This is a genomic window from Dehalococcoides sp., assembly GCF_041654235.1.
Lineage (GTDB): Bacteria > Chloroflexota > Dehalococcoidia > Dehalococcoidales > Dehalococcoidaceae > Dehalococcoides > Dehalococcoides mccartyi_B.
Genome location: NZ_JBAZDW010000006.1, coordinates 1 through 21,572, shown reverse-complemented (window position 1 = coordinate 21,572; position 21,572 = coordinate 1). Strand labels below are relative to the sequence as shown.

Sequence of the window (21,572 nt, the reverse complement as noted above, 5' to 3'; positions counted from 1 at the left end):
CCAAGAATATCTAACGGAATTTTACCCGGTCAATAAGTAATATCAGTAATATAACACCGGTACCGACAGCCGATAAAAAGTACATACCTGCACCAACAGCCAGACCTATACCGGCTACTGCCCAAATAGTAGCGGCAGTGGTTAAGCCCTCAACGTGTCCCTCTGACTGGCGGAGTATAGCACCCGCTCCCAGAAAGCCCACGCCGGTAACTATTCCGGCTGCTATCCGGCTGATATCCGTTTCCGAAAAACCGTAAATAGATACCAGTGTTATCAGGCAGGAACCTACACAAATAAGGGTATTAGTACGCAGCCCGGCGGCCTTGCCTGAACGTTCCCGTTCATAACCGACAATCCCGCCCAGTACCATGGCAAGCAGAATGCGAAAGAGCATTTCCACTTCTATCGGCATGGTAGGTTGCTCCTTTTAAGATGCGTTCTTAACCCTAAGCAAGCGGTTCAAGGCATTCATATAGGCCTTGGCACTGGCTACTATTATATCTGTATCGGACCCGCGTCCTGTATAGGTCACACCGTCACTTTCAATACGGATAAGCACTTCACCCAGTGCATCAATACCGGCCGTAACAGACTTAACCGAAAACTCAGTCAGTTTGTTAGGTACGTTTACTATCCGGTTTATGGCCTTGTAAACGGCATCTACCGGTCCGCTGCCCAAAGAGGCATCTTCAACAGCTCCCCCATTCGGGGTAGTCAGACGCACTGCGGCGGTGGGTATGCCTCTGTCTCCGGAGGTAACCTGTATGCGGTCAAGATGATAAAGTTCAACTGTAGTCCGCAGTTCTTCGGCAACCAGAGCTTCTATATCCCGGTCAGTTACGTCCTTCTTTTTGTCTGCCAAATCTTTAAATGCTTTGAAAGCACGATCAAAATCTTCTTCGTTCAGGTCAAAGCCCAGTTCAGTCAGATGCTGTTTGAAAGCATGGCGGCCTGAAAGCTTGCCCAATACCAAACTGGATGCCTGAATACCCACTTCCTTGGGATCCATAATTTCAAACGTTTTAGCCATTTTAATAACGCCGTCTTGGTGAATACCGGACTGGTGGCGGAAAGCATTTTCACCCACAACTGCCTTGTTGGGTTGAATGGCGAAACCGGTAAGAGCACTGACCAGACGGCTGGTGCGGTATATTTCCTGTGTGTTTATACCTGTTTCAAAATTGAAAAAGTCGCTTCGGGTACGCAGTGCCATCACTACTTCTTCAAGTGCGGCATTGCCGGCCCGTTCACCTATGCCATTCAAGGTGCATTCCACCTGACGGGCACCGTTTTTAACTGCCGCCAGCGAATTGGCTGTGCCCATACCCAAATCATCATGGCAATGCACGCTTATAACCGCTTTGCCTATATTGGGCACGTTCTGGCGGATACCTTTTATAAGTTCACCGAATTCACTGGGAATAGCATAACCAACGGTATCAGGTATATTCAGGGTGGTAGCCCCGGCATCTATAACTGCTTCAAGCAGTTTATACAGAAACTCCGGGTCAGAGCGGCTGGCGTCCATGGGCGAAAACTCTATATCATCAGTGTAGCCTTTGGCTTTGGCTACCATAGTGCGCGCCAGCTCCAGCACTTCGTCACGGCTCTTTTTTATCTGGTGAACCATGTGTATTTCAGATGAAGAAATAAACACATGGATCCGGGGATGGGCAGCCTCTTTCAAAGCTTCCCAGGCACGGTCAATATCTGCCGGTATGGCTCTGGCCAAACCACAGATAACAGGGGTGCGTACTTCTTGGGCTATTAGCTTTACGGCTTCAAAATCACCCGGCGAGGTGATGGGAAAGCCTGCTTCAATGATATCCACCCCCAGTTTTTCAAGCTGCCGGGCTATCTCCAGCTTTTCCTGTGCATTTAAAGAAGCACCGGCTGCTTGCTCTCCGTCTCTGAGGGTGGTATCAAAAATCTTTATTCTGTCCATGACAAAAATCCTTTCTGAAAGAAAATTACTCTATATTTAGCATTGTAACCGGATACCCCTCTTCGTCCAGAAAGAGGGGCTGCTAAGGATGAGAAGTTTCCCTTCAGCCAGGCTGTGATACAGTCCGCTTATATAATTTGGAATGTAATCTGTCATGGTAATTTTAAAATACCCTTTACTTTTTCTTTTTCAGCCAGCTCATCATAGAGCGCAGTTCGGCACCCACTTCTTCAATAAGGTGCTCAGACTCCATGCGGCGGAGTGAATTGTAAACGGGACGTCCGGCCTGATTTTCCAGTATCCATTCCTTGGCAAAGCTGCCATCCTGAATTTCACCCAGTATCTCGCCCATAGTTTCATAGGTATCCTCGTTGATAACTCTGGGACCGCGGGTGAAGTCACCGTATTTGGCGGTGTCGGAAATGGAATCACGCATATAGGCAATACCGCCCTGGTACATCAAATCTACAATCAGCTTTAACTCATGCAGACATTCGAAGTAAGCCACTTCGGGCTGATATCCGGCCTCAACCAGTGTTTCAAAACCTGCTTTGACCAGTGAGGTAGTGCCGCCGCATAAAACAGCCTGCTCACCAAATAGGTCGGTTTCGGTTTCTTCGGCAAAAGTAGTTTCCAGTATGCCGGCACGGTTGGAACCGATACCCTTGGCATAAGCCAGAGCCAGTTCCTTGGCCTTGCCGCTGGCATCCTGTTCAACAGCAATCAGCGAAGGAGCGCCTGCACCCTCGGTGAAAACCTGCCTGAGCATATAGCCGGGGCATTTGGGGGCTATCATGGTCACATCTACAAATGAGGGGGGTACTATCTGCCCGTAATGTATATTGAAGCCGTGGGCAAACATCAGCATTTTACCGGGCTTCAGCCCCTGTTCAACTGAATCTTTATAAATCTTGGCCTGTGAGGTATCAGGAGCCAGCATCATGATGAGGTCAGCTTTTTTGGCCATTTCGGCTACACACATTACTTCAAAACCGTCAGCAGTGGCTTTCTTCCAGCCGCGTCCGCCTTCAACACAAGCTACAATAACTTTCAGGCCTGAATCACGCAGGTTCTGGGCATGGGCATGACCCTGGGCACCATAACCGACAATACCAATAAGTTTCTTTTCAATAAGGCTCAGATCACAGTCCTTATCGTAATATATGACAGCCATTTTTCCTCCTAGAGCTTTTTACTCTTTTGTTTTTAATTCTTTAGATGATTGCAGTTCGGTAGCCGTAGCAAGCCCGCCGCGGGTCATGGCAATTCGTCCCGTACGGGTTATCTCCTTAATACCAAATGCACGTAACAGATTATATAGCGAATTTACTTTTTCTTCATCTCCGGTTACTTCCACTGTCAACGAATCGGAAGCTACGTCCACTATCTTTGCCCGGAAAATATCTACAATCTGCATTATTTCACTGCGGTTGGCAGGGGTGGATTTTACTTTTATAAGTGCCAGTTCACGGCAGATGATATCCTGTCCGGTAATGTCGGATACCTTTACCACATCTATCACTTTATCAAGCTGTTTGCGTACCTGCTCTACCATGGTATTAGCCCCGTCAACCACAATGGTCATGCGGGAAAAACCCGGTGTCTCACTCCGCCCAACTGCAATACTGTCAATATTGAAACCACGCCGTCTGAAAAGGCTGGCCATGCGGTTTAATACGCCGGGTCTGTCTTCAACTAAAGCTACTATGGTATGCTTCGTCGGGGACATGCACTCACCTCTTTCTTAGGTTCTTCCAGTACTTCGTGGAGAGCGGCGCCGGGAGGAACCATGGGATATACGTTTTCTTCGGGTTCAATCACAAAGTTCAAAAGGAATGGTCCTTCGGTGGACATAGCCTGTTCAATAGCCGGGCGGACGTCTTCCTTGCGTTTAACATTTAAAGCCGGAATGCCGTATGCTTCTGCTATTTTTATAAAGTCAGGGCATCCTAAAGGAGTGGCCACATAATTTTTGTTATAGAACAAGTCCTGCCACTGGCGAACCATGCCCAGATAGCCGTTATTGAAAACAGCTATTTTAACGGCCGCTTTCTCTTGTACCACTGTTCCCAATTCCTGCATATTCATCTGGAAACCGCCGTCACCGGCAATGCACCAGACAGTTTCGTCAGGGCAACCAACCTTGGCACCCAAAGCGGCAGGCAAGTCAAACCCCATAGTACCCAAACCGCCGGAAGTTACCAGTGAGTTGGGGCGGATATAGGTATAATGCTGGGCGGCCCACATCTGGTGCTGTCCCACACCGGTAACCACAATAGCGTTCCCGCGGGTAGCTTCACTTATCTGTTGAACTATATACTGAGGCAGAATAAGGTCAGTATGCCGTATGGAAAGCGGAGGGTGTTCCCTTCGCCAGTTTTCCAGTTGCCTCAGCCAGTCAGGGTGCTGAACACATTCCACTTGTTTGTTGAGTGATTTCAGTACATTTTTGACATCACCCACGATGGGCACATCAACCCGTACATTTTTGCCTATTTCGGCAGGGTCTATATCTATATGGATAACACTGGCATGAGGAGCAAAGGAGCTCAATTTGCCGGTAACCCGGTCATCAAAACGCATGCCTATGGCTATTATCAGGTCAGTGGCGGCTACAGCCATATTGGCATAAGCCATACCATGCATACCCAGCATGCCATAACTCAAGACATGGTCCTCGGGGAAACTGCTGACACCTAGCAGAGTGGTAATAACTGGTAACTGACAGTTTTCAGCCAGAGTCTTCAGTTCTTCGTTGGCGCCTGAAATATTTACTCCGTGACCGGCAATAATTACCGGCTTTTCAGCTGTTTCTATAAGTCTGGCAGCCTTTTGTATTTGCATCAGGTTGCCCTTTATGACGGGCTTGTAACCGGGCAAATCCGGTTCATCGGGGTATTCAAACTCCGCCTGTTCAATGAATACATCTTTGGGTATATCTATCAGCACCGGGCCGGGGCGTCCGGTTCGGGCTAAATAAAAGGCTTCCTTTATAGTATCTGCCAGAGAACTTGCCTTGGTTACCAGATAATTCTGCTTGGTAATGGGCAAAGTGATACCGGTGATATCAATCTCCTGAAAAGCATCTTTGCCGATAAGGTTACGTGTAACCTGACCGGTAATGGCTACCATAGGAATTGAATCCATATAGGCATTGGCAATGCCGGTAATCAGGTTGGTCGCACCCGGCCCAGACGTTGCCAGACAAACACCTACCTTGCCGGTAACTCTGGCAAAACCGTCAGCGGCATGGGCGGCACCCTGTTCATGCCGGGTCAATATATGCCTGAGGGCAGGGTACTGGGTAAAAGTATCGTACAAGGGCAAGAGTACTCCACCCGGATACCCGAAGATTATGCCTGCTCCTTCTTTGAGCAGACTTTCGCATACTATCTGGGCGCCAGTCAATTTCATTTTCTCATTGCCCCCTTAGACTTAGTCTTTAAAAACCGCCCCGGTACTGGCCGAGGTGACGTTCTCTGTATAAAATTTCAAGTAACCGCTTTTAATCTTCGGTTCAAAAACAGGCACATTTGCCAAACGCTTTTGGATTTCTTCATCTGAAAGCTCTACCGAAAGTTTATAGTTATGGATATCAATATTTATCATATCCCCGTCCTGCAAGGCTGCTATAGGCCCGCAAGCGGCTGCTTCAGGTGAAACATGTCCCATGGCGGCTCCGCGGGTTGCTCCGGAAAAACGCCCGTCAGTAATCAGGGCTACTTCTTTATCCAGCCCCATGCCGGCCAAAAGTGAGGTGGGGGTAAGCATTTCCCGCATACCAGGCCCGCCTTTAGGCCCTTCATAACGGATAACCAGTACATCACCCGGCTTTATTTTCCCGCCCATAATAGCTTTAGTCGCCAGCTCTTCAGAGTCAAATATGCGGGCAGGCCCGCGATGAACCATCATCTCAGGGGCAACCGCAGAACGTTTGACTACACTGCCATTAGGTGCAAGGTTACCGAATAAAACAGCCAATCCGCCTTTGGGTGAATACGGGTTGGAAGCAAAACGGATAACTTTATTATCTGCTTTGGGTGCGGCATCTGCCAGTTGTCCTATAGTTTTACCGGAGACAGTGCGTGCATCATTTTTCAGCCAAGGTTTCAGTTCCTTCAGGACACTGCCTATTCCGCCTGCCTGGTCAAGATTTTCAATATGGTACGGGCCGGACGGGCGAAGCTTGCACAAATTCGGGGTACAATCACTTATCCGGTTTATCTGTTCCAGTGAAAAATCAGCCCCGGCTTCATGAGCAACAGCCATCACGTGCAGTACCGAATTGGTACTGCCGCCCAGTGCCACATCCAGACTGAATGCATTGTGAATGGCATCAGGAGTTATTATATCTTTGGGGCAAATATTATCTTTTATCAGCTGCATTATCTGCTGTCCGGCACTTTTGGCAAGCTGAGTGCGGCGTGAATCTACCGCTGGTATGGTGCCGTTACCTGGCAAGGCCATACCCAGAGCTTCGGTAAGGCAATTCATAGTATTGGCGGTAAACATACCTGCACAACTGCCGCAACCGGGGCAAGCCACTTTTTCCAGTTCCAGCAGTTCTTCTTCTGTCATCTGGCCTTTGGCAACCTGACCAACTGCTTCAAAAACGCTATTTAAATCTACACAGCTAACTTGGTCATTCTTTCGTAAACGTCCGGCCAGCATAGGGCCGCCGCTGACAAATATAGAGGGGATATTCAAACGGCAGGCGGCCATGAGCATACCGGGCACAACCTTGTCACAGTTAGGTATGAAAACCAGACCGTCAAAGGCATGGGCCATAGCCATTATTTCAACTGTGTTGGCAATGATTTCACGGCTGGGCAGGCTGTATTTCATGCCGGCATGGTTCATGGCGATACCGTCACAAACTGCAATGGTATTAAACTCAAAACCTACTCCGCCGGCGGCATTTATGCCTTCTTTGACGGCTTCGGAAATCTGTCTGAGGTGAATATGACCGGGGACTACTTCGGTAAAGCTATTCACTATACCTATAAAGGGTTTTTGGAAACTTTCGGTATTCAGACCCAGAGCGCGCAGCAAAGACCGGTGAGGGGCACGTTCAATACCTAGTTTGACATCTTCGCTTTTCATATATGCGCTCCCGTTTGAAAGAATTAAAAACCGTCCTCTAAGGACGGGTTTACGACAGATTATTGGAAGTGTTTAACCATAACACAGTCCACGTTTGCTGTCAAGCTGAATAGCCAGTTTTTCCGGCTGTTTTCATTATATCTGATTCTTTTATTGCCCCCTGGCGAATAATCTTCAGTTCATCATTATTTACGGCTACGATAGTAGATTCCACTCCCCCGCTCACCTGACCCCCGTCAAGGATAAAGTCCACCCTGTCACCCAGCTGGATTTTGGCTTCACTAGCGTTTAGTGAGCTTTTGCAGCCGCTAAGGTTGGCACTGGTGCCGGTTACAGGTTCGGCCACCCGTTTCAGCATTTCAATAACCGCCGCCTGATTGGGTATCCGTATAGCCACGGTTTCATTTCCACCGGTCAGCTCAAGCGGAATATTATCTGTCTTGGGCAGTACCAGAGTAAGCCCTCCCGGCCAGTACTCTGCTGCCAGTTTCCGGGCCAGAGGCGGGAATATTTTAGCTACCTGGTGTATCTGCGAAATATCCCCTATCAAAGCGGGCAAACCTTTGGTGTTGGTTCTGCCTTTTATGTCAAATACGCGGTTAACTGCATGGGTATTGCTGGCTAATGCCCCCACTGCGTAAACTGTGTCCGTCGGGAATATTACTACTCCGCCATTTTTAAGTACTTGGACTGCCCTATTTATCTGGATTTCCATATCCGTATCAAACTGATTTTGTGTCATATATTTATTACCTTAAGTTTTTTATAAAGCGGTAGATATATCTAAATACTCTTGAGCTGTTTAGTCAAGTATTATTGGGCCTAAACCGGGCAAAAACAGGCCTGTTTGCTTTACAATTTTAGCCTATAATGTTAAGCTACCATCAAGAAAATGATGAGCGAAATGAATAATAAACAATCTGCCGAAAGCCTGAGAGTTTCCACTACCGGAGATATTGAAGTTTCAACCTATCTGGAAATCGCCAGAGAGAAGTCCGGTGCAAAATCGGAATGCATTGATTCAGGTGAAGAAACCCTGCGTGAATCAATTGTTATTTTTGATTTTGGTTCCCAGTACAGCTTACTCATCGCCCGCCGCATACGTGAAATGCATGTCTATTGCGAGCTGGTTTCCCACGATACTCCATGGGAGAAAATAGCCCATCTAAATCCCAGAGGTTTTATCCTCTCCGGAGGCCCTTCCAGCGTATACGAACCGGAAGCGCCTTTAGCTCCGGCCTATATATTTGAAAGCAAACTGCCGGTTTTGGGTATCTGCTATGGTATGCAGGCCATTACCCAGCAATTGGGCGGTGTAGTTGAGCACAGTGATAAACGTGAGTATGGCCATGCCCTGCTCCACTCTAACGTGATAAATACTGAACTTTTGGCAGATATGCCTGAACCTTCTCCCGTCTGGATGAGCCATGGTGACCGTATTGAGAAACTGCCGGCTGGCTTCAAGTCTCTGGCTTATACCGAAAACTGCCCGGTGGCAGTTATGGGTAATGAATCTGATATTTACGGTTTGCAGTTTCACCCCGAAGTTGTCCATTCTCCCCATGGCAAAATCATTCTTAAAAATTTCGTTTTCAATATATGTAAATGCCACGCTAACTGGACTATGGGCAACTATATTCAGGAAAGCATTCAAAACATACGTGAACAGGTCGGTGACGGGCAGGTTATCTGTGCCCTTTCCGGCGGTGTAGATTCGGCGGTAGTGGCTTCCCTTATCCATAAAGCTATAGGTGACCAACTGACTTGTATTTATGTAAATAATGGTCTCCTTCGGCGTGAAGAAGCTGACCGTACTCTGCACGTTTTTAAGAACCACATGGGTATGAAAATAATATATGTAGACGCAATTGACCGCTTTCTTGAAAGCCTTGGCGGTATTACTGACCCCGAACAGAAACGCAAGGTTATCGGTAGCGAATTTATAAAAGTATTTGAAGATGAAGCCTGTAAACTTGGGCAGATTGATTTCTTGGCACAAGGGACGTTGTACCCGGATGTTATAGAAAGTGTATCTTCCGTATCAAAGGCTTCCGCCAAGATAAAAAGCCACCATAATGTGGGCGGTCTGCCCGCCCATATGAAGCTAAAACTGATTGAGCCTTTGCGGTATCTCTTTAAAGATGAAGTCAGACTGCTGGGCAAGGAACTGGGTCTGCCGGATGAAATGATTTGGCGCCAGCCCTTCCCCGGACCGGGTTTGGCTATCCGTATTATCGGGGAAGTTACCCGAGAAAAGCTGGAAATCCTCCGCTCTGCGGACTGGATTGTTATGAGTGAAATAAAGAAAGCCAAAATGTATCACCAGGTATGGCAAAGTTTTGCCATACTGACCGATGTTAAATCTGTGGGTGTTATGGGTGATTTCCGCACCTATGGTTATCTGGTAGCCATCAGGGCTGTAACCAGTGAAGATGCCATGACTGCAGATTGGGCAAAACTGCCTTATGATTTGCTGTCCATTATATCCAACCGGATTGTTAACGAGGTAAAAGAAGTGAACAGGGTGGTTTACGATATAAGCTCTAAACCGCCCTCCACTATTGAATGGGAGTAAGGCATTATGACCGGCGGTTATATCATGGGAAGAGGCTATACACCCGAAACCTGCCTGGACGAAGTCAAAAAAGCACTGACGGGTTTGGGTGGGCGTGCTTCCGCTGAAGAGATAGTACTGACAGTCAGGAAAAAAGGCCACTGGAGTGATGAAACTATCTGGCAGTGCATGGAGTCAAATACCATAAATTTCCCGCCTGCCTGCCGGCATAATACGGATATAGACTCAAAGTTCCTTTTCTTAAGGGAAGACGGCAATTATGAATTCTATGCTACCCAGTGGCACGGACGCTACGAGCGGGGCAAAAGAATAGTTTAGTTTTGCTGAGGAGACAACTCTGAAAGTTCTGGTTATTGGAAATGGGGCAAGGGAGCATGCTATTGTCTGGAAGCTTTCCCAGAGCCCGAAAGTTACAAAAATATACGTTGCCCCCGGTAATGCCGGCACAAGCCTTATAGCTGAAAATGTAGCTATAAACTGTACAAATATCAAGAGTTTGCTGGTGTTTGCCAAAGACAAGGCTATAGACCTTACTTTTGTAGGCCCTGAAGCACCTCTGGCAGGAGGAGTAGTAGATGTGTTTACCTCTGCAGGTTTACGCATATTCGGTCCCTGCCGTGAAGCATCCCAGCTGGAATCCAGCAAGGTTTTTACCAAAGAGCTGCTTCTTTCAAACAAAATCCCCACCGCTTACAGCCGCAGTTTTTCAAGTTATGAAAAAGCCTGTTCATATTTAAGTAGGCTGGAAATGCCGGTTGTGGTCAAAGCCGACGGTCTGGCAGGTGGCAAAGGGGTTACGGTTGCCCAAACCTATGACCAGGCTATGGCAGCTTTATCAGATATGATGGAAGCCAAAATATTTGGTGAAGCCGGTGAAAATGTGGTTATAGAAGAATGCATGGTTGGGCGGGAAATGAGCTTTTTTGCTTTTACAGATGGCAAAACTGTTGCTCCGTTAAGTGCCGCTTGTGATTATAAAAGGATATATGACTGTGATAAAGGTGCCAATACCGGCGGTATGGGTAGCTATACGCCTCCCGCTTTTTTCACACCTGAACTGAAAGAAGAAATAATGTCCCGCATTCTGCTGCCAGTCATAAAGGCTCTGGCAGACCGCGGTATTATCTATAAAGGCGTTTTATATGCCGGACTGATGATAACAGCCGAAGGGCCAAAAGTGATGGAGTTTAATGCCCGTTTTGGAGATCCTGAAACCCAGGTACTACTGCCCTTGCTTAAAACAGACTTGCTTGAGATAGTGGAAGCCACTATTGAAGGCCGTCTTGATAAACTGGATATAGAAATGGAAGACTCCTGTGCAGTCGGGGTGGTATTGGCTTCCGGAGGTTACCCGGCTGAATACCGCAAGAAATTACCTATAAACGGCCTTTCAGATATGCCATCAGATATACTGGTCTTTCATGCCGGCACAGTGGCTTCTGAAGAAGGTGAAGTACTTACTAACGGCGGGCGGGTGTTGTGTCTGGTAAGTAAAGGTGAAAGTATAGAAGCCGCCAGAGATAATGTATATAAAAATATCAACCGCATATCTTTTGAAGATTGCCAGTATCGCAGGGACATAGCCTTGTTTAACGGGAGGGAACTATGCCATTAGTTAGTATTGTTATGGGGTCCAAGTCTGACGCCGAGTTTATGAAGCCCACTGAAGAAATACTGGAGAAAATGGCTATTTCTTTTGAAACTCTGGTTATGTCTGCCCATCGTACTCCGGAAAAAGTGCAGGAGTTTTGTTTGAATGCACCTGACCGGGGGATTGAACTGATTATAGCTGCTGCCGGGGGCGCAGCGCATCTGCCGGGGGTAATTGCCAGCTGGGTAACACTGCCGGTTATTGGTGTCCCTATTGCTTCCAGTGAACTCAAAGGAGTTGACGCCCTGTACTCTATAGTCCAGATGCCGGCCGGTATACCGGTAGCTACAGTAGCTATTGGTGCTGCGGGTGCTAAAAATGCGGCTTATCTGGCGGCCGAAATTCTGGGTTTAAAATATCAAAATATCCGTCAGGCTTACGTAAGCTACCGTCAGGAACTAAAAGGTGAAAACAAATGATAGAGCGATATAGCCGCCCTCAAATGAAAAAAGTCTGGTCAGACGAGAGTAAGTTTGCTTATTGGCTGGATATTGAGATTGCAGTTTGTGAAGCTTGGGCTAAACTAGGTGTAATCTCACGGGAGGATATCACCAAAATCAAACTGGCACGTTTGAATTTCAAACGCATGGAAGAGCTTCTTAAAGAAACCCACCATGACATGACGGCTTTCTTGGGTTCTGTAGCTGAAAGTTTGGGTGAGGAGTCCCGCTTTATCCATATGGGCATGACTTCTTCAGATGTTATGGACACGGCTCTCAGCCTCCAGCTGGTAGAAGCCTCAAAAATACTTAACAGCGGCATTAAAGAGCTGATAAATGCTCTGGCAGCCAAAGCTATGGAGCATAAATATACCGTTCAGGTAGGCCGCACTCATGGCGTACATGCCGAACCCATCTCCTTCGGGCTGAAACTAGCCCTGTGGATGGAAGAAATGAAACGCAACCGTCAGCGTCTTACCGAAGCTACCAAAGCCATTACAGTTGGTAAAATGTCAGGGGCGGTAGGCACTTATGCTACTCTGTCACCCGAAATTGAAGAGATAGCCTGCAAAAAACTGGGGCTTTCACCTGCCCCCATATCAAATCAGGTAATCCAGCGTGACCGCCATGCCCAGTACATGACTACTCTGGCCATTATTGCCGGTTCACTGGAGAAATTTGCAACCGAAATACGGGCACTCCAAAAGACTGAATGCCACGAGGCCGAAGAACCCTTTGAAAAAGGTCAAACCGGTTCATCAGCTATGCCTCATAAGAAAAATCCTGAGCTTTGCGAACGTATTTGCGGTATTGCCCGCATAATACGCGGTTATTCCGTTACTGCCATGGAAAATCAGCCGCTCTGGCATGAGCGTGATATCAGCCATTCTTCTACCGAACGGGTGATAATGCCTGACGGGTGTTTGCTGCTGGATTATGCTTTGCACATCTTTACCAATGTTATAAAGGGCTTGAATGTTTTCCCCGAACAGATGGAAAAGAATTTGAATCTGACCGGCGGTTTAGTTTATTCGCAGAGGGTTATGCTTGCACTGATAAACAAGGGCCTTTCCCGCCAGCAGGCTTACAAAATGGTACAGCGGAATGCCATGCGTACCTGGCAGGGTGAAGATAATTTCATGAATCTGCTCAAAGCTGATACCGAGGTTATGGAACATATGTCTTGTGGTGAAATTGATGAATTATTTGATTACAAGTTTTACCTGCGTTATATAGATGATATATTCAGACGGGTAGGACTGACTAATTCCCAGTGGAAGAAAGATGGGGAGGCTTCCTCTGATGAGGGGTTGGCTCCCAGAGCTATATAAATGACTGACATCAAAGTACTAATGGAAACAGCCCTGCCCCTGCCTTCTTTCATAAAAGGCAAAGTGCGTGATACCTATTTGCTGGGTGATAAACTGCTTATCGTGGCTAGTGACCGCATTTCAGCCTTTGATGTAATATTGCCTTCAGGCATATCCGGCAAAGGGCGTGTTCTGAACCGTATTTCATCATTCTGGTTTGAAAAAACGGCCCATATCATACCTAACCATGTAATAGAGCTGGTTGAAAATACCAGTTGTCTGGATAAATACCTGCCATCAGCAGAACGTTTCAAATACCCTGAATATCTGATTGGCAGAAGTATGGTAGTTAAAAAGGTAAATCGGGTTTCTGTTGAATGTGTAGTGCGTGGTTATATTGCCGGGTCAGCTTGGAGTGAATACAAAAAACTGGGTACAGTGAATGGCGTCTCCATGCCAAAAGGTCTTCAGCAAAGTCAGGAGCTACCCAAACCTATCTTTACCCCTACCACTAAGGGTGATGGCGAACATGACCGCCCTATGTCTATTGCTGAACTGGAAGGTATGGTTGGCAAGGATCTGGCGGATAAACTGGCTAGAAAGAGCTTGGAGCTCTATAAATTCGGCCGTGAATATGCCCGTAATAGGGGCATTATTATTGCCGACACCAAGTTTGAGTTTGGTCTGGATGGGACTGAACTTATCCTTATTGACGAAGCTCTTACCCCGGATTCCAGCCGCTTTTGGGATGAAAAAACCTATAAAGTGGGCGAAGCGCAGGACAGCTATGACAAACAGCCTGTGCGGGATTATCTGGAGACTATCAGCTGGAACAAAGAGCCTCCCGGTCCGGTACTGCCGGATGAGGTTATCAAATCAACTACCCTCCGCTATGAATATGCTTATGAAAGAATAACCGGCCTGAAGTTGGGTTAATTCTGCTATATATATGATATAAAAAATAAAAGGGGCTTTCCGCCCCTTTTTTAATTCTGTAAATTATTTAAATCAGTTTTCCAGCATGCCTTTGGTGCTGGGGGCAACACCCTCGCGTCTGGGGTCAATACTGGTAGCTTTGTCCAGTGCCCTCGCCAGCGCCTTAAAAAGGGCTTCGGCTTTATGGTGGTCATTAGAGCCATAAAGAATACGGGCATGCAAATTAAGCCGCCCTTCAATAGCAAAGGTCTCCAGAAAGTGCCTGACCAAGTCTGTAGGGAAGCCGGTAAGGTCGTTTTTGGCAAAAGACAAATCCATTACCGCATATCCCCTTCCGCTTAAGTCCAAGGCTACTGAAGCCAAAGAATCATCCATGGGTACAGTAGCATCAGCCATGCGGACAATCCCTTTGCGTTCCCCTAAAGCTTCATTAAAGGCTTTGCCAAGGGTAAGTGCCACATCTTCAACCAGATGATGGATATCATCTCCGTTGGCAGAAATATTTATGTCAAATAACCCATGCTTAGCCAGTTGGGAAAGCATATGGTCAAACAGCCTGACCCCGGTACACATGTCTGCCTGACCGGTGCCGTCTAAATTAAGGCTCAGGCTAATGGTAGTTTCGGTAGTCTGCCTTTTTATAGATGCTGTTCTTTTGGTCATATTATTCCCCCATTTCACCCAGAGCTTTTAACAGTCCGTCTGTATCTTCGGGTTTGCCCACTGAAAAACGCAGGCAGTTCTCCATCATCGGGGCATCAAAGCACCTTACCAGAATACCCTTTGACTCCAGTTCATGCTGAACTTCTTTGGCTTTGCCTTTAAGAAGTTTGCACAAAATAAAATTGGCCACAGAAGGATATGGTTTCAGCCAGCCAAATTTACTTAGTTCAGTATATAACCGCTGCCGTTCATTAACAATCTTTTTTACAGTTTCCAGCATATACTCACGCTGGAGCATGGTCTGGCGGACGGCCGCATCAGCTGCAATATTTACCGAATAAGGGTCTTTGATACGTGACAGATAGTCGGCAATTATCGGTGGGAATAGTCCATAACCTACCCGGAGACCTGCCAGTCCTGCCCATTTTGAAAAGGTGCGGAGTATCATAAGGTTAGGGTATTTTGACATATCCGAAACCATAGTCTGTCCGGTAAATTCGTAATAGGCTTCATCAACTACGGTGGGTACACCCAAATCCAGTATCTGACGGATTTCCTCTTTGCTTATGGCCGTGCCTGTGGGGTTATTGGGGGCGGCTATAAATATCAGCTTGGTTTGCGGGGTAATGGCATTGTTTATCGCGGCAATATTTATGTTATAGCTGGCATCACGCGGTACATTGACTATCTTGCCTCGGTTCAGCTCAGTATAAAATTTATACATGGCAAAGGTAGGCGGACAATTAATAACCTCGTCTCCGGGGTTTATAAACAGCCGAAGCAACAAATCTATCAGCTGGTCAGAACCTGCCCCGCAGACAATTTGCTCAACAGCTACACCTGTATATTCAGAGAGCAATCGGCGGATTTCAGACTGGGTGGCATCAGGGTAAATATGATACTGATTGAACTCAGCCATAGCCTGCCGCACAGTTGGGGCAGCCCCGTACAGGTTTTCATTGGCATCCAGCTTGATTATCAGTTTGCTGGTTTTGACCAGTTCGGGTGCTTTGCAGGCAGAATATCCGGCAAAGTCCTCCAGGTCTGTGCGTATATATTTCTTCAGATTATAGGTCATATTATTTCTCGCTTATTCCAGCCGCTTCAAAACAGCTTCGGCATGGCATTCCAGCCCTTCAGCCTTGGCAATAGTAGCGGCAGCTTGCCCTAGCTTTGCAATATCCTGTTTATCCACTTTGACAATATCTATATATTTTACAAAATCAAGTATATTAAGGGGAGAACTGAAACGGGCTGTGCCGGAAGTGGGCAATGCATGGCTTGGTCCGGCTACGTAATCCCCCATAACTACACTGGCCTTTTCTCCGTAGAATATGCAACCGGCATGATTTATTTGGGGAAGGTATTTCTCCGAATCTTTTACCAGCAGGCACAGATGTTCGGCGGCATACATGTTGGCCAGTTTGATAGCCTCGTTTATATTATCCACCACCGCAATCAGTCCATTATCCCGTAGAGATTGCTTGATAATATCCCTGCGGGAACAGGTATCGGCTTTTGATTCCACAATATCATTTACCCTGTTAGCCAAATCTTCAGACGTGGTTATAAGTATTGATGAAGCCAGTGCATCATGTTCTGCCTGTGCCAAAATATCCGAGCCACAATATTCGGCGTTAGCATACTGGTCAGCTACTATCAACACTTCGCTGGGCCCCTGAAGTCCGTCAATATCTACTACCCCGAATACGGCTTTTTTAGCCAATGTAACAAATATATTACCCGGCCCGCATATCTTGTCTACTTTGGGTATGGACTTTGTACCAAAAGCCAAGGCTGCCACTGCTTGAGCGCCTCCGCAAGCGAATATGCGGTCTACACCGGCTATCTGAGCTGCCGCCAAGGTTGGTGCAGGTATTTTGCCGTTTGCTCCCGGAGGAGTAACCAGTATAATTTCTTTAACCCCGGCTTCTCTGGCCGGAATAGCGGTCATAAGCACGGTTGAGGGGTAAAAAGCTTTGCCGCCGGGCACATATAAACCTACCCGTTCCAGCGGGCGGATAAGCTGTTTGCCTTGCATGATTTCAGCCGCTTTCCAGACGGCTTCTTTCTGAAAACGGTGATAAGCCCGTATTTGAGAGGCTGCCAATTGAAGGGCTTCAAATAGTTCAGCAGGAATTTCACTGGCGGCTTGCTGGATTTCCGGCTGTCCAACCTCCAGCTTTGACAGATTGGCGCGGTCAAACTTCAGGGTGTACCCTAAAACAGCTTCATCGCCCTGCTTGCGTACATCTGCAATTATGCCGTTTACAGCCTTTTCAGGGTCTACCCCCAGCCGTCTGGCAAGTTCGGTTCTTTCAGTTTCATCCAGAAAGAACCCGGCCTTATCCCGGCGGGAAAGCCTTTTTTCTGCTTGGGCAAACCCGCGGATTATTTTCATTTTACTTTAGGCCTCCAATGCCTTCTTAAACATATTTATCACTTTGTTTATCCGCTCACTCTTGGCTGCGGAAACTACACTCTGGTAGTTTGCTATAACACAGGCGGTAGATTCAAACAAGGTATCTATTATTTTCAGGTTATGGCGGGCAATAGTGCCGCCGGTCTCGGTATTTTCCACCAGCATATCGGCATCTTCAGGCAGAAAGGCCTCAGTTGCTCCCCACGTAGGAACAATGCGGTAATGCCCCAAATGGTTGCTTCTGGCATAAAAGTCAGAGATATTGGTATATTCGGAGGCTATCCGCATTTCACGGTTGCCGCAGTAGTTTTTCAGTTCCTCCAAATTGGCAACCGGTACATCATTGTGTACTACCGCTACCAGTTTCACCCAGCCGTATTTCAGGTCCAGCAGTTCTTTGACCGGGCTGGTCGGGAATTGGTAGAGATGGTCGGTCAGCCAGTCATGCCCGGTAATAGCCAGATCAAAATTGCCGTTGGCTACCTGTATAGGCATATCCTGCGGACGGATTACTTTTACCGCAATGCCGTTTATGCCGAAAGCAGGCCGGTGATTGCCGCTGGCGGAAGGGTAATCTTCAATAGATATCCCGGCGGCATCCAGTATCTTACGGACATGGGGTTGCTGGTGTCCGTCAGGCAGTGCCAAACGGACAGTGTCATCCGGCATATCCAGAAATGACGGCTGGCAGGCATTTAACGGCTCAATTTTAATATCTTCAGCCTTGGGTTCAATATACTGGCTGATATTTGCCATTACAGATGAAATAGCCCCGCTCAGGTCCTTTTCTTCAAGGCTTTGGCTGTTAGCTATAAGATAGGCTTTAAAATCCAGCACTTTGGCGATGGAACGCAGATTTTTCTTGGCCAAATCCGCCTCAGATTTGCGGGGCAGTATGACCACTTCAGCTGTATCCGGCGGATAAGCTTCTGCCGAACCCCAAAGAGGGAAAATACTAAAATTTTTAAGCCGCAACTGCATGGCAAACGCCTCGGCAATATTGGGGTATTCACTGGCAATGCGTATGCGGGTAGTGCAGGCAGACAGTGCTGCCAGACTGTCATACCGGCTGTTAATAGCCGTAGCGGCATATAACGCGCCATGCCCGTAGCCCAGATTTTTCAGCTTGATTATATTGCTGGAGGGATAGCGTGAAGTCAGCTCGGTAAGCCAGTCTGCTCCGCATACACCCAAATCATAGTTGCCTATGGCCAGCTGAATGGGTATGTCTTTCTCGTGAAATATCTTGGCGGACATTTCAGGATTTGAGACAGATTTAAAGCAATAGATTTTGGCTTTATCCATGTATCCGTCAAGCCCCCACTGGCTTTTCTCCAGCAGGGTTTTGGTATCACCAAGCAATCTGCCCTTTGGCAGAGCCACTCTAAGCATCTTCTTCACCGTTTAACAAGTAAATAACCTCAGACTGTTCTTTAAGCTCTAAAGTTTTGTCTTCAATCAGGTCTGTTACCTCGTAGCAATCTTCAGCTTTGACGGTTACTGCCCAGCCATAGGCTGCCGTATCCACACCGGGGTAAAAAAGCTCGGCGCTTATACCGCACTCGCGGATAAGGTTAGCTATTTCATAGGCATTCTTAAGGTTATCACCCTGGTATTTAATAAGTATCTTTTCTTCAACCATATCGTACATATCTTCAGCATCTATCATGGGGATAAGACGGTTCAGATACAAAGCAAACCCGGCCGCCGGCTTATCAGGTCCGCCCAGCAGAGGTATCAGTTTATCATAGCGGCCGCCGCCGCCTACATGTTCGCCGTTTACAAACAGGTGGAAAATTACACCGGTATAGTATTCAAAACCCTTGCCGGAGGCAAGGTCAATCTGATAGCTGACACCCAATTTATCCAGCACGTCCACCCCGGCAATGAAATCATTAAGGGGTTCTTCCAGCTCGCCGCCTGCGGTACCGGCCATGGCCATCACATTTTTCAGGAAAGAGGCTGAAGTGCCTTTATTTTCCATAAGCAGTTTCAGGGTGCGGAAAAGTTCTGGCTTTTCGGTTTCAAGCCTGCTCATCAGGGCAATATCTCCGTCCAGCAGCTGGTCAAATATTTTATGCTGTTCATCAGCATTCGGCTCAAGCTGGGCCAGCACCGCTTTTATAAGCTGGGCATGTGAAAGCCTTAGCTCCACGTCTTCAAAACCCAGTCTGGCAAGGGTTTCCAGCGCCAGCGTAATCAGCTCGGCATTGGCTTCAGGGCTGGTAACCCCTATCAGTTCAGCTCCCAGTTGCCAGTTTTCGCGGGATTTTTTGCCCGTTTCATCAAAACGGAAAATACTGGAGGTGTAACAAAGACGGGCAACCTCCATTTCCTGCAGGCTGTCAATATACAGTCTGGCAGCAGGTATAGTGCCATCCGGGCGTAAAACCACTCTTTCACCGCTCCAGCCGTCCCAATCCAAAAAGGAATACACCCTTTTTAACATCTGGGGGGTAAGTGTGCCGCTGGAAGTAAACAGACTCAGATATTCAAGCATGGGGGTACGCACTTCTTCGTATCCCCAGGTGATGCAACTGTCATGGAAAATGCTCTCTATATACCTGAACCGAAGCATATCTTCGGGCAATAAATCGCTGCAACCTTTACAACGCGCAATCATAGTCTTCTACTCCATTTTATGTTAGTGTGTAGATTTTACAATACCCGGCGTGACCAATCAAATAATAGTCAAACCATTGAAATATTATACCTTAAAGCAATATACTTTAGGCGTCTGGTGTGGCAGGTGAAGGAGAAAAAATGAGCTGGTATTGGATAGCCTCTTTAATCGTCATAGTTGTTCTGATAATTATTTTTGTGGTGAATCAAGTAGTCAGTGCCCACCTGAAACAGGCTGCTACAGGTAAAGAAGAACTATATGGCAAGAAAGCTTTGGTAAAAACCCCGCTTAACCCCGAAGGCAAGGTGCTGTATGATGGGGAAATATGGTCAGCGCATATTGAAAACGGTTCTGCCGAAGTGGGGCAGGAAGTAGTTATAGTCCGGCTGGAAGGACTTAAGTTGTATGTCAAGATGGAAAGGAGTGAATAAATGGAGGAAACCTTAAACACCTTAATTACTGTTGGTGTGGTTCTGGTTGTACTGTTGCTTATACTCAGTATGGCCATCAAGGTAGTTACCGAGTATGAAAGGGGTGTCATATTCCGTCTGGGCCGTCTTATCGGCGGCAAAGGGCCGGGTTTATTCTTCCTTATACCCTTTGTAGACCGCATGGTAAAGGTTGACCTTCGGGTAGTTACTATGGATGTACCCGGACAGGAAGTTATCACCCGTGACAACGTAACCGTACGGGTTAACGCCGTAGTCTATTTCAGAGTGGTAGACCCTGAAGCCTCAGTGGTCAAGGTAGTAGACCATTTCCGGGCAACTTCGCAGATTTCACAGACTACTCTTAGAAATGTACTAGGCCAGTCCGAACTTGACGAATTGCTCTCTCAGCGCGAAAAACTGAACCAGATACTTCAGCAGATTATAGACGAAGCAACTGCCCCCTGGGGTATCAAGGTCAGTATTGTGGAAATAAAAGAAGTGGAACTGCCCGAAGCTATGAAACGTTCCATGGCTGCGCAGGCGGAAGCTGAACGCGTACGCCGTGCCAAGATTATTCATGCCGAAGGTGAAATGCAGGCTTCCCAGAAACTGGCTCAGGCCGGCAAAGTTATTGCCCAAGAACCGGTCAGCCTGCAGTTGCGTTATCTGCAAACTATGACCGAAATCGCTTCCGAACATTCCAATACCATTATATTCCCCGTACCCATAGACCTTATCAGTATGTTTATGGACAAGGGGAAGGGCATGACAAACCCGAAAACTGAAAAAGATACCAAAGAATAGTCTTAACCCTCGAAGAAATCAGAAGGCCTGCCTTTTGGGCAGGCCTTTTTGAATACAGACATATAAATATCACTCAGCATGCCGCAGGCTTACGTCACCGGCCACTATATGTACCAGATTGCCGTCCGCCAGCCGAATTTTAAGGCTTCCGTCTGAGGCTACCGTTTCCACAATACCGCTATAAATATCTTTGCCGCTGGTTACATCTACTTCTTTACCCAGCGTAATCAGCCGTTTTTTCCACATCTCAAAAACACATTTCCCGTGTTCATTCAGGTCAAGGTATAGCCTTTCAAACTCGTGCAAAAAGCTTAGTATCAGTTTCTCACGGCTGACAGGTTTACCTGTATGGTTTATCAGGCTAGTGGCAATATCTTTCAGTTCAGGATAATCCTGCATATCTGCGTTTACATTTATACCCAGCCCCACCACGCTGAAATTCACCTGCCCGTCCCGGATATCATTTTCCACCAGCATGCCGCAAACTTTCTTGCCGTTTATCAGGATATCATTCGGCCATTTCAGCTCGGTCATTATGCCGGTGGTATCTTGTATAGCGAAGCTGATTGCCAGTGAAGCGGCCATTATCAGGCGTGAAAGCTCAGTCTGACTGGGACGCAGTATAAACGACATATATATATTACCCTGAGGCGATACCCATAGTCTTTT

21 protein-coding genes are annotated in these 21,572 nt (G+C 47.2%); 8 read left to right on the top strand and 13 right to left on the bottom strand.

The window, feature by feature from the left end; genetic code table 11:
• Window positions 1-10 precede the first annotated feature (10 nt).
• The 7 genes from WC259_RS01500 to WC259_RS01470 form a co-directional block, all read right to left on the bottom strand.
• Window positions 11-412, bottom strand: a complete 402-nt coding sequence (locus WC259_RS01500; protein WP_011309307.1) for an MgtC/SapB family protein — start codon at window positions 410-412, stop codon at window positions 11-13.
• A 15-nt stretch (window positions 413-427) separates the two neighbouring features.
• Window positions 428-1,945, bottom strand: a complete 1,518-nt coding sequence (locus WC259_RS01495) for a 2-isopropylmalate synthase (protein ID WP_011309308.1) — start codon at window positions 1,943-1,945, stop codon at window positions 428-430.
• Window positions 1,946-2,120: 175 nt separating this feature from the next.
• On the bottom strand, window positions 2,121-3,119 hold the full coding sequence (gene ilvC / locus WC259_RS01490; protein ID WP_119194194.1) for a ketol-acid reductoisomerase: 999 nt from the start codon (window positions 3,117-3,119) through the stop codon (window positions 2,121-2,123).
• An 18-nt stretch (window positions 3,120-3,137) separates the two neighbouring features.
• Window positions 3,138-3,674: an acetolactate synthase small subunit gene (gene ilvN / locus WC259_RS01485; RefSeq protein ID WP_011309310.1), complete on the bottom strand. Its 537-nt coding sequence runs from the start codon at window positions 3,672-3,674 to the stop codon at window positions 3,138-3,140.
• On the bottom strand, window positions 3,650-5,359 hold the full coding sequence (gene ilvB, locus WC259_RS01480) for a biosynthetic-type acetolactate synthase large subunit (protein WP_011309311.1): 1,710 nt from the start codon (window positions 5,357-5,359) through the stop codon (window positions 3,650-3,652). The genes ilvN and ilvB overlap by 25 nt, the downstream gene beginning before the upstream one ends.
• Before the next feature lie 21 nt (window positions 5,360-5,380).
• Window positions 5,381-7,048 carry a dihydroxy-acid dehydratase gene (ilvD, locus tag WC259_RS01475; protein WP_015407072.1) on the bottom strand — a complete coding sequence of 556 codons (1,668 nt, stop codon included), beginning with the start codon at window positions 7,046-7,048 and terminating at the stop codon, window positions 5,381-5,383.
• A gap of 100 nt (window positions 7,049-7,148) precedes the next feature.
• Window positions 7,149-7,790 (bottom strand): L-threonylcarbamoyladenylate synthase, encoded by a 642-nt coding sequence (locus WC259_RS01470; protein ID WP_078986878.1) that lies wholly within the window; start codon window positions 7,788-7,790, stop codon window positions 7,149-7,151.
• 231 nt (window positions 7,791-8,021) lie between these two features.
• Between WC259_RS01470 and guaA the strand changes: the two genes are divergently transcribed.
• From guaA to WC259_RS01440, 6 genes are read left to right on the top strand one after another with little or no spacing between them, the layout of a single operon-like run.
• The gene (gene guaA / locus WC259_RS01465) at window positions 8,022-9,623 is read left to right on the top strand and encodes a glutamine-hydrolyzing GMP synthase (protein ID WP_011309314.1); all 1,602 of its coding nucleotides are present in this window, start codon (window positions 8,022-8,024) and stop codon (window positions 9,621-9,623) included.
• A 6-nt stretch (window positions 9,624-9,629) separates the two neighbouring features.
• Window positions 9,630-9,941, top strand: coding sequence for a hypothetical protein (locus WC259_RS01460; RefSeq protein WP_011309315.1), 312 nt, complete (start codon window positions 9,630-9,632; stop codon window positions 9,939-9,941).
• Window positions 9,942-9,960: 19 nt separating this feature from the next.
• The gene (gene purD, locus WC259_RS01455; RefSeq protein ID WP_011309316.1) at window positions 9,961-11,238 is read left to right on the top strand and encodes a phosphoribosylamine--glycine ligase; all 1,278 of its coding nucleotides are present in this window, start codon (window positions 9,961-9,963) and stop codon (window positions 11,236-11,238) included.
• Complete coding sequence (gene purE / locus WC259_RS01450; RefSeq protein ID WP_011309317.1) at window positions 11,229-11,693, top strand: 5-(carboxyamino)imidazole ribonucleotide mutase; 465 nt, start codon at window positions 11,229-11,231, stop codon at window positions 11,691-11,693. Before purD ends, purE begins: the two co-directional genes overlap by 10 nt.
• Window positions 11,690-13,045: an adenylosuccinate lyase gene (purB, locus tag WC259_RS01445; RefSeq protein WP_011929075.1), complete on the top strand. Its 1,356-nt coding sequence runs from the start codon at window positions 11,690-11,692 to the stop codon at window positions 13,043-13,045. Before purE ends, purB begins: the two co-directional genes overlap by 4 nt.
• Entirely contained in the window at window positions 13,046-13,960 is a 915-nt protein-coding gene (locus WC259_RS01440; RefSeq protein WP_015407074.1) for a phosphoribosylaminoimidazolesuccinocarboxamide synthase, read from the top strand.
• A gap of 72 nt (window positions 13,961-14,032) precedes the next feature.
• Here the strand turns inward: WC259_RS01440 and hisB are convergent, their stop codons facing one another.
• From hisB to WC259_RS01415, 5 genes are read right to left on the bottom strand one after another with little or no spacing between them, the layout of a single operon-like run.
• Window positions 14,033-14,623: an imidazoleglycerol-phosphate dehydratase HisB gene (gene hisB, locus WC259_RS01435; RefSeq protein ID WP_011309320.1), complete on the bottom strand. Its 591-nt coding sequence runs from the start codon at window positions 14,621-14,623 to the stop codon at window positions 14,033-14,035.
• A 1-nt stretch (window position 14,624) separates the two neighbouring features.
• A complete protein-coding gene (gene hisC, locus WC259_RS01430; RefSeq protein WP_015407075.1) occupies window positions 14,625-15,701 on the bottom strand; it encodes a histidinol-phosphate transaminase in 1,077 nt (358 codons plus the stop codon).
• Between the two features lie 12 nt (window positions 15,702-15,713).
• The gene (gene hisD / locus WC259_RS01425; RefSeq protein ID WP_015407076.1) at window positions 15,714-17,024 is read right to left on the bottom strand and encodes a histidinol dehydrogenase; all 1,311 of its coding nucleotides are present in this window, start codon (window positions 17,022-17,024) and stop codon (window positions 15,714-15,716) included.
• Between the two features lie 6 nt (window positions 17,025-17,030).
• Window positions 17,031-18,437 (bottom strand): ATP phosphoribosyltransferase, encoded by a 1,407-nt coding sequence (gene hisG / locus WC259_RS01420; RefSeq protein WP_372642876.1) that lies wholly within the window; start codon window positions 18,435-18,437, stop codon window positions 17,031-17,033.
• A complete protein-coding gene (locus tag WC259_RS01415; protein ID WP_015407078.1) occupies window positions 18,430-19,668 on the bottom strand; it encodes an ATP phosphoribosyltransferase regulatory subunit in 1,239 nt (412 codons plus the stop codon). The genes hisG and WC259_RS01415 overlap by 8 nt, the downstream gene beginning before the upstream one ends.
• A gap of 140 nt (window positions 19,669-19,808) precedes the next feature.
• Here WC259_RS01415 and WC259_RS01410 point away from each other — a divergent pair, with 140 nt between their 5' ends.
• A complete protein-coding gene (locus WC259_RS01410; protein WP_011309325.1) occupies window positions 19,809-20,099 on the top strand; it encodes an NfeD family protein in 291 nt (96 codons plus the stop codon).
• Window positions 20,100-20,903 (top strand): slipin family protein, encoded by an 804-nt coding sequence (locus WC259_RS01405; protein WP_011309326.1) that lies wholly within the window; start codon window positions 20,100-20,102, stop codon window positions 20,901-20,903. It begins immediately after the preceding gene.
• Window positions 20,904-20,972: 69 nt separating this feature from the next.
• Here the strand turns inward: WC259_RS01405 and WC259_RS01400 are convergent.
• The coding region (locus WC259_RS01400; protein ID WP_372642873.1) for a biotin--[acetyl-CoA-carboxylase] ligase at window positions 20,973-21,572 on the bottom strand (600 nt) is incomplete at its 5' end.

Coding starts and splice junctions, on each gene's coding strand:
- WC259_RS01500 (WP_011309307.1), bottom strand. CDS start 412: ATGCCGATAGAAGTGGAAATGCTCTTTCGCATTCTGCTTGCCATGGTA.
- WC259_RS01495 (WP_011309308.1), bottom strand. CDS start 1,945: ATGGACAGAATAAAGATTTTTGATACCACCCTCAGAGACGGAGAGCAA.
- ilvC (WP_119194194.1), bottom strand. CDS start 3,119: ATGGCTGTCATATATTACGATAAGGACTGTGATCTGAGCCTTATTGAA.
- ilvN (WP_011309310.1), bottom strand. CDS start 3,674: ATGTCCCCGACGAAGCATACCATAGTAGCTTTAGTTGAAGACAGACCC.
- ilvB (WP_011309311.1), bottom strand. CDS start 5,359: ATGAAATTGACTGGCGCCCAGATAGTATGCGAAAGTCTGCTCAAAGAA.
- ilvD (WP_015407072.1), bottom strand. CDS start 7,048: ATGAAAAGCGAAGATGTCAAACTAGGTATTGAACGTGCCCCTCACCGG.
- WC259_RS01470 (WP_078986878.1), bottom strand. CDS start 7,790: ATGACACAAAATCAGTTTGATACGGATATGGAAATCCAGATAAATAGG.
- WC259_RS01460 (WP_011309315.1), top strand. CDS start 9,630: ATGACCGGCGGTTATATCATGGGAAGAGGCTATACACCCGAAACCTGC.
- purE (WP_011309317.1), top strand. CDS start 11,229: ATGCCATTAGTTAGTATTGTTATGGGGTCCAAGTCTGACGCCGAGTTT.
- purB (WP_011929075.1), top strand. CDS start 11,690: ATGATAGAGCGATATAGCCGCCCTCAAATGAAAAAAGTCTGGTCAGAC.
- WC259_RS01440 (WP_015407074.1), top strand. CDS start 13,046: ATGACTGACATCAAAGTACTAATGGAAACAGCCCTGCCCCTGCCTTCT.
- hisB (WP_011309320.1), bottom strand. CDS start 14,623: ATGACCAAAAGAACAGCATCTATAAAAAGGCAGACTACCGAAACTACC.
- hisC (WP_015407075.1), bottom strand. CDS start 15,701: ATGACCTATAATCTGAAGAAATATATACGCACAGACCTGGAGGACTTT.
- hisD (WP_015407076.1), bottom strand. CDS start 17,024: ATGAAAATAATCCGCGGGTTTGCCCAAGCAGAAAAAAGGCTTTCCCGC.
- hisG (WP_372642876.1), bottom strand. CDS start 18,437: ATGCTTAGAGTGGCTCTGCCAAAGGGCAGATTGCTTGGTGATACCAAA.
- WC259_RS01415 (WP_015407078.1), bottom strand. CDS start 19,668: ATGATTGCGCGTTGTAAAGGTTGCAGCGATTTATTGCCCGAAGATATG.
- WC259_RS01410 (WP_011309325.1), top strand. CDS start 19,809: ATGAGCTGGTATTGGATAGCCTCTTTAATCGTCATAGTTGTTCTGATA.
- WC259_RS01405 (WP_011309326.1), top strand. CDS start 20,100: ATGGAGGAAACCTTAAACACCTTAATTACTGTTGGTGTGGTTCTGGTT.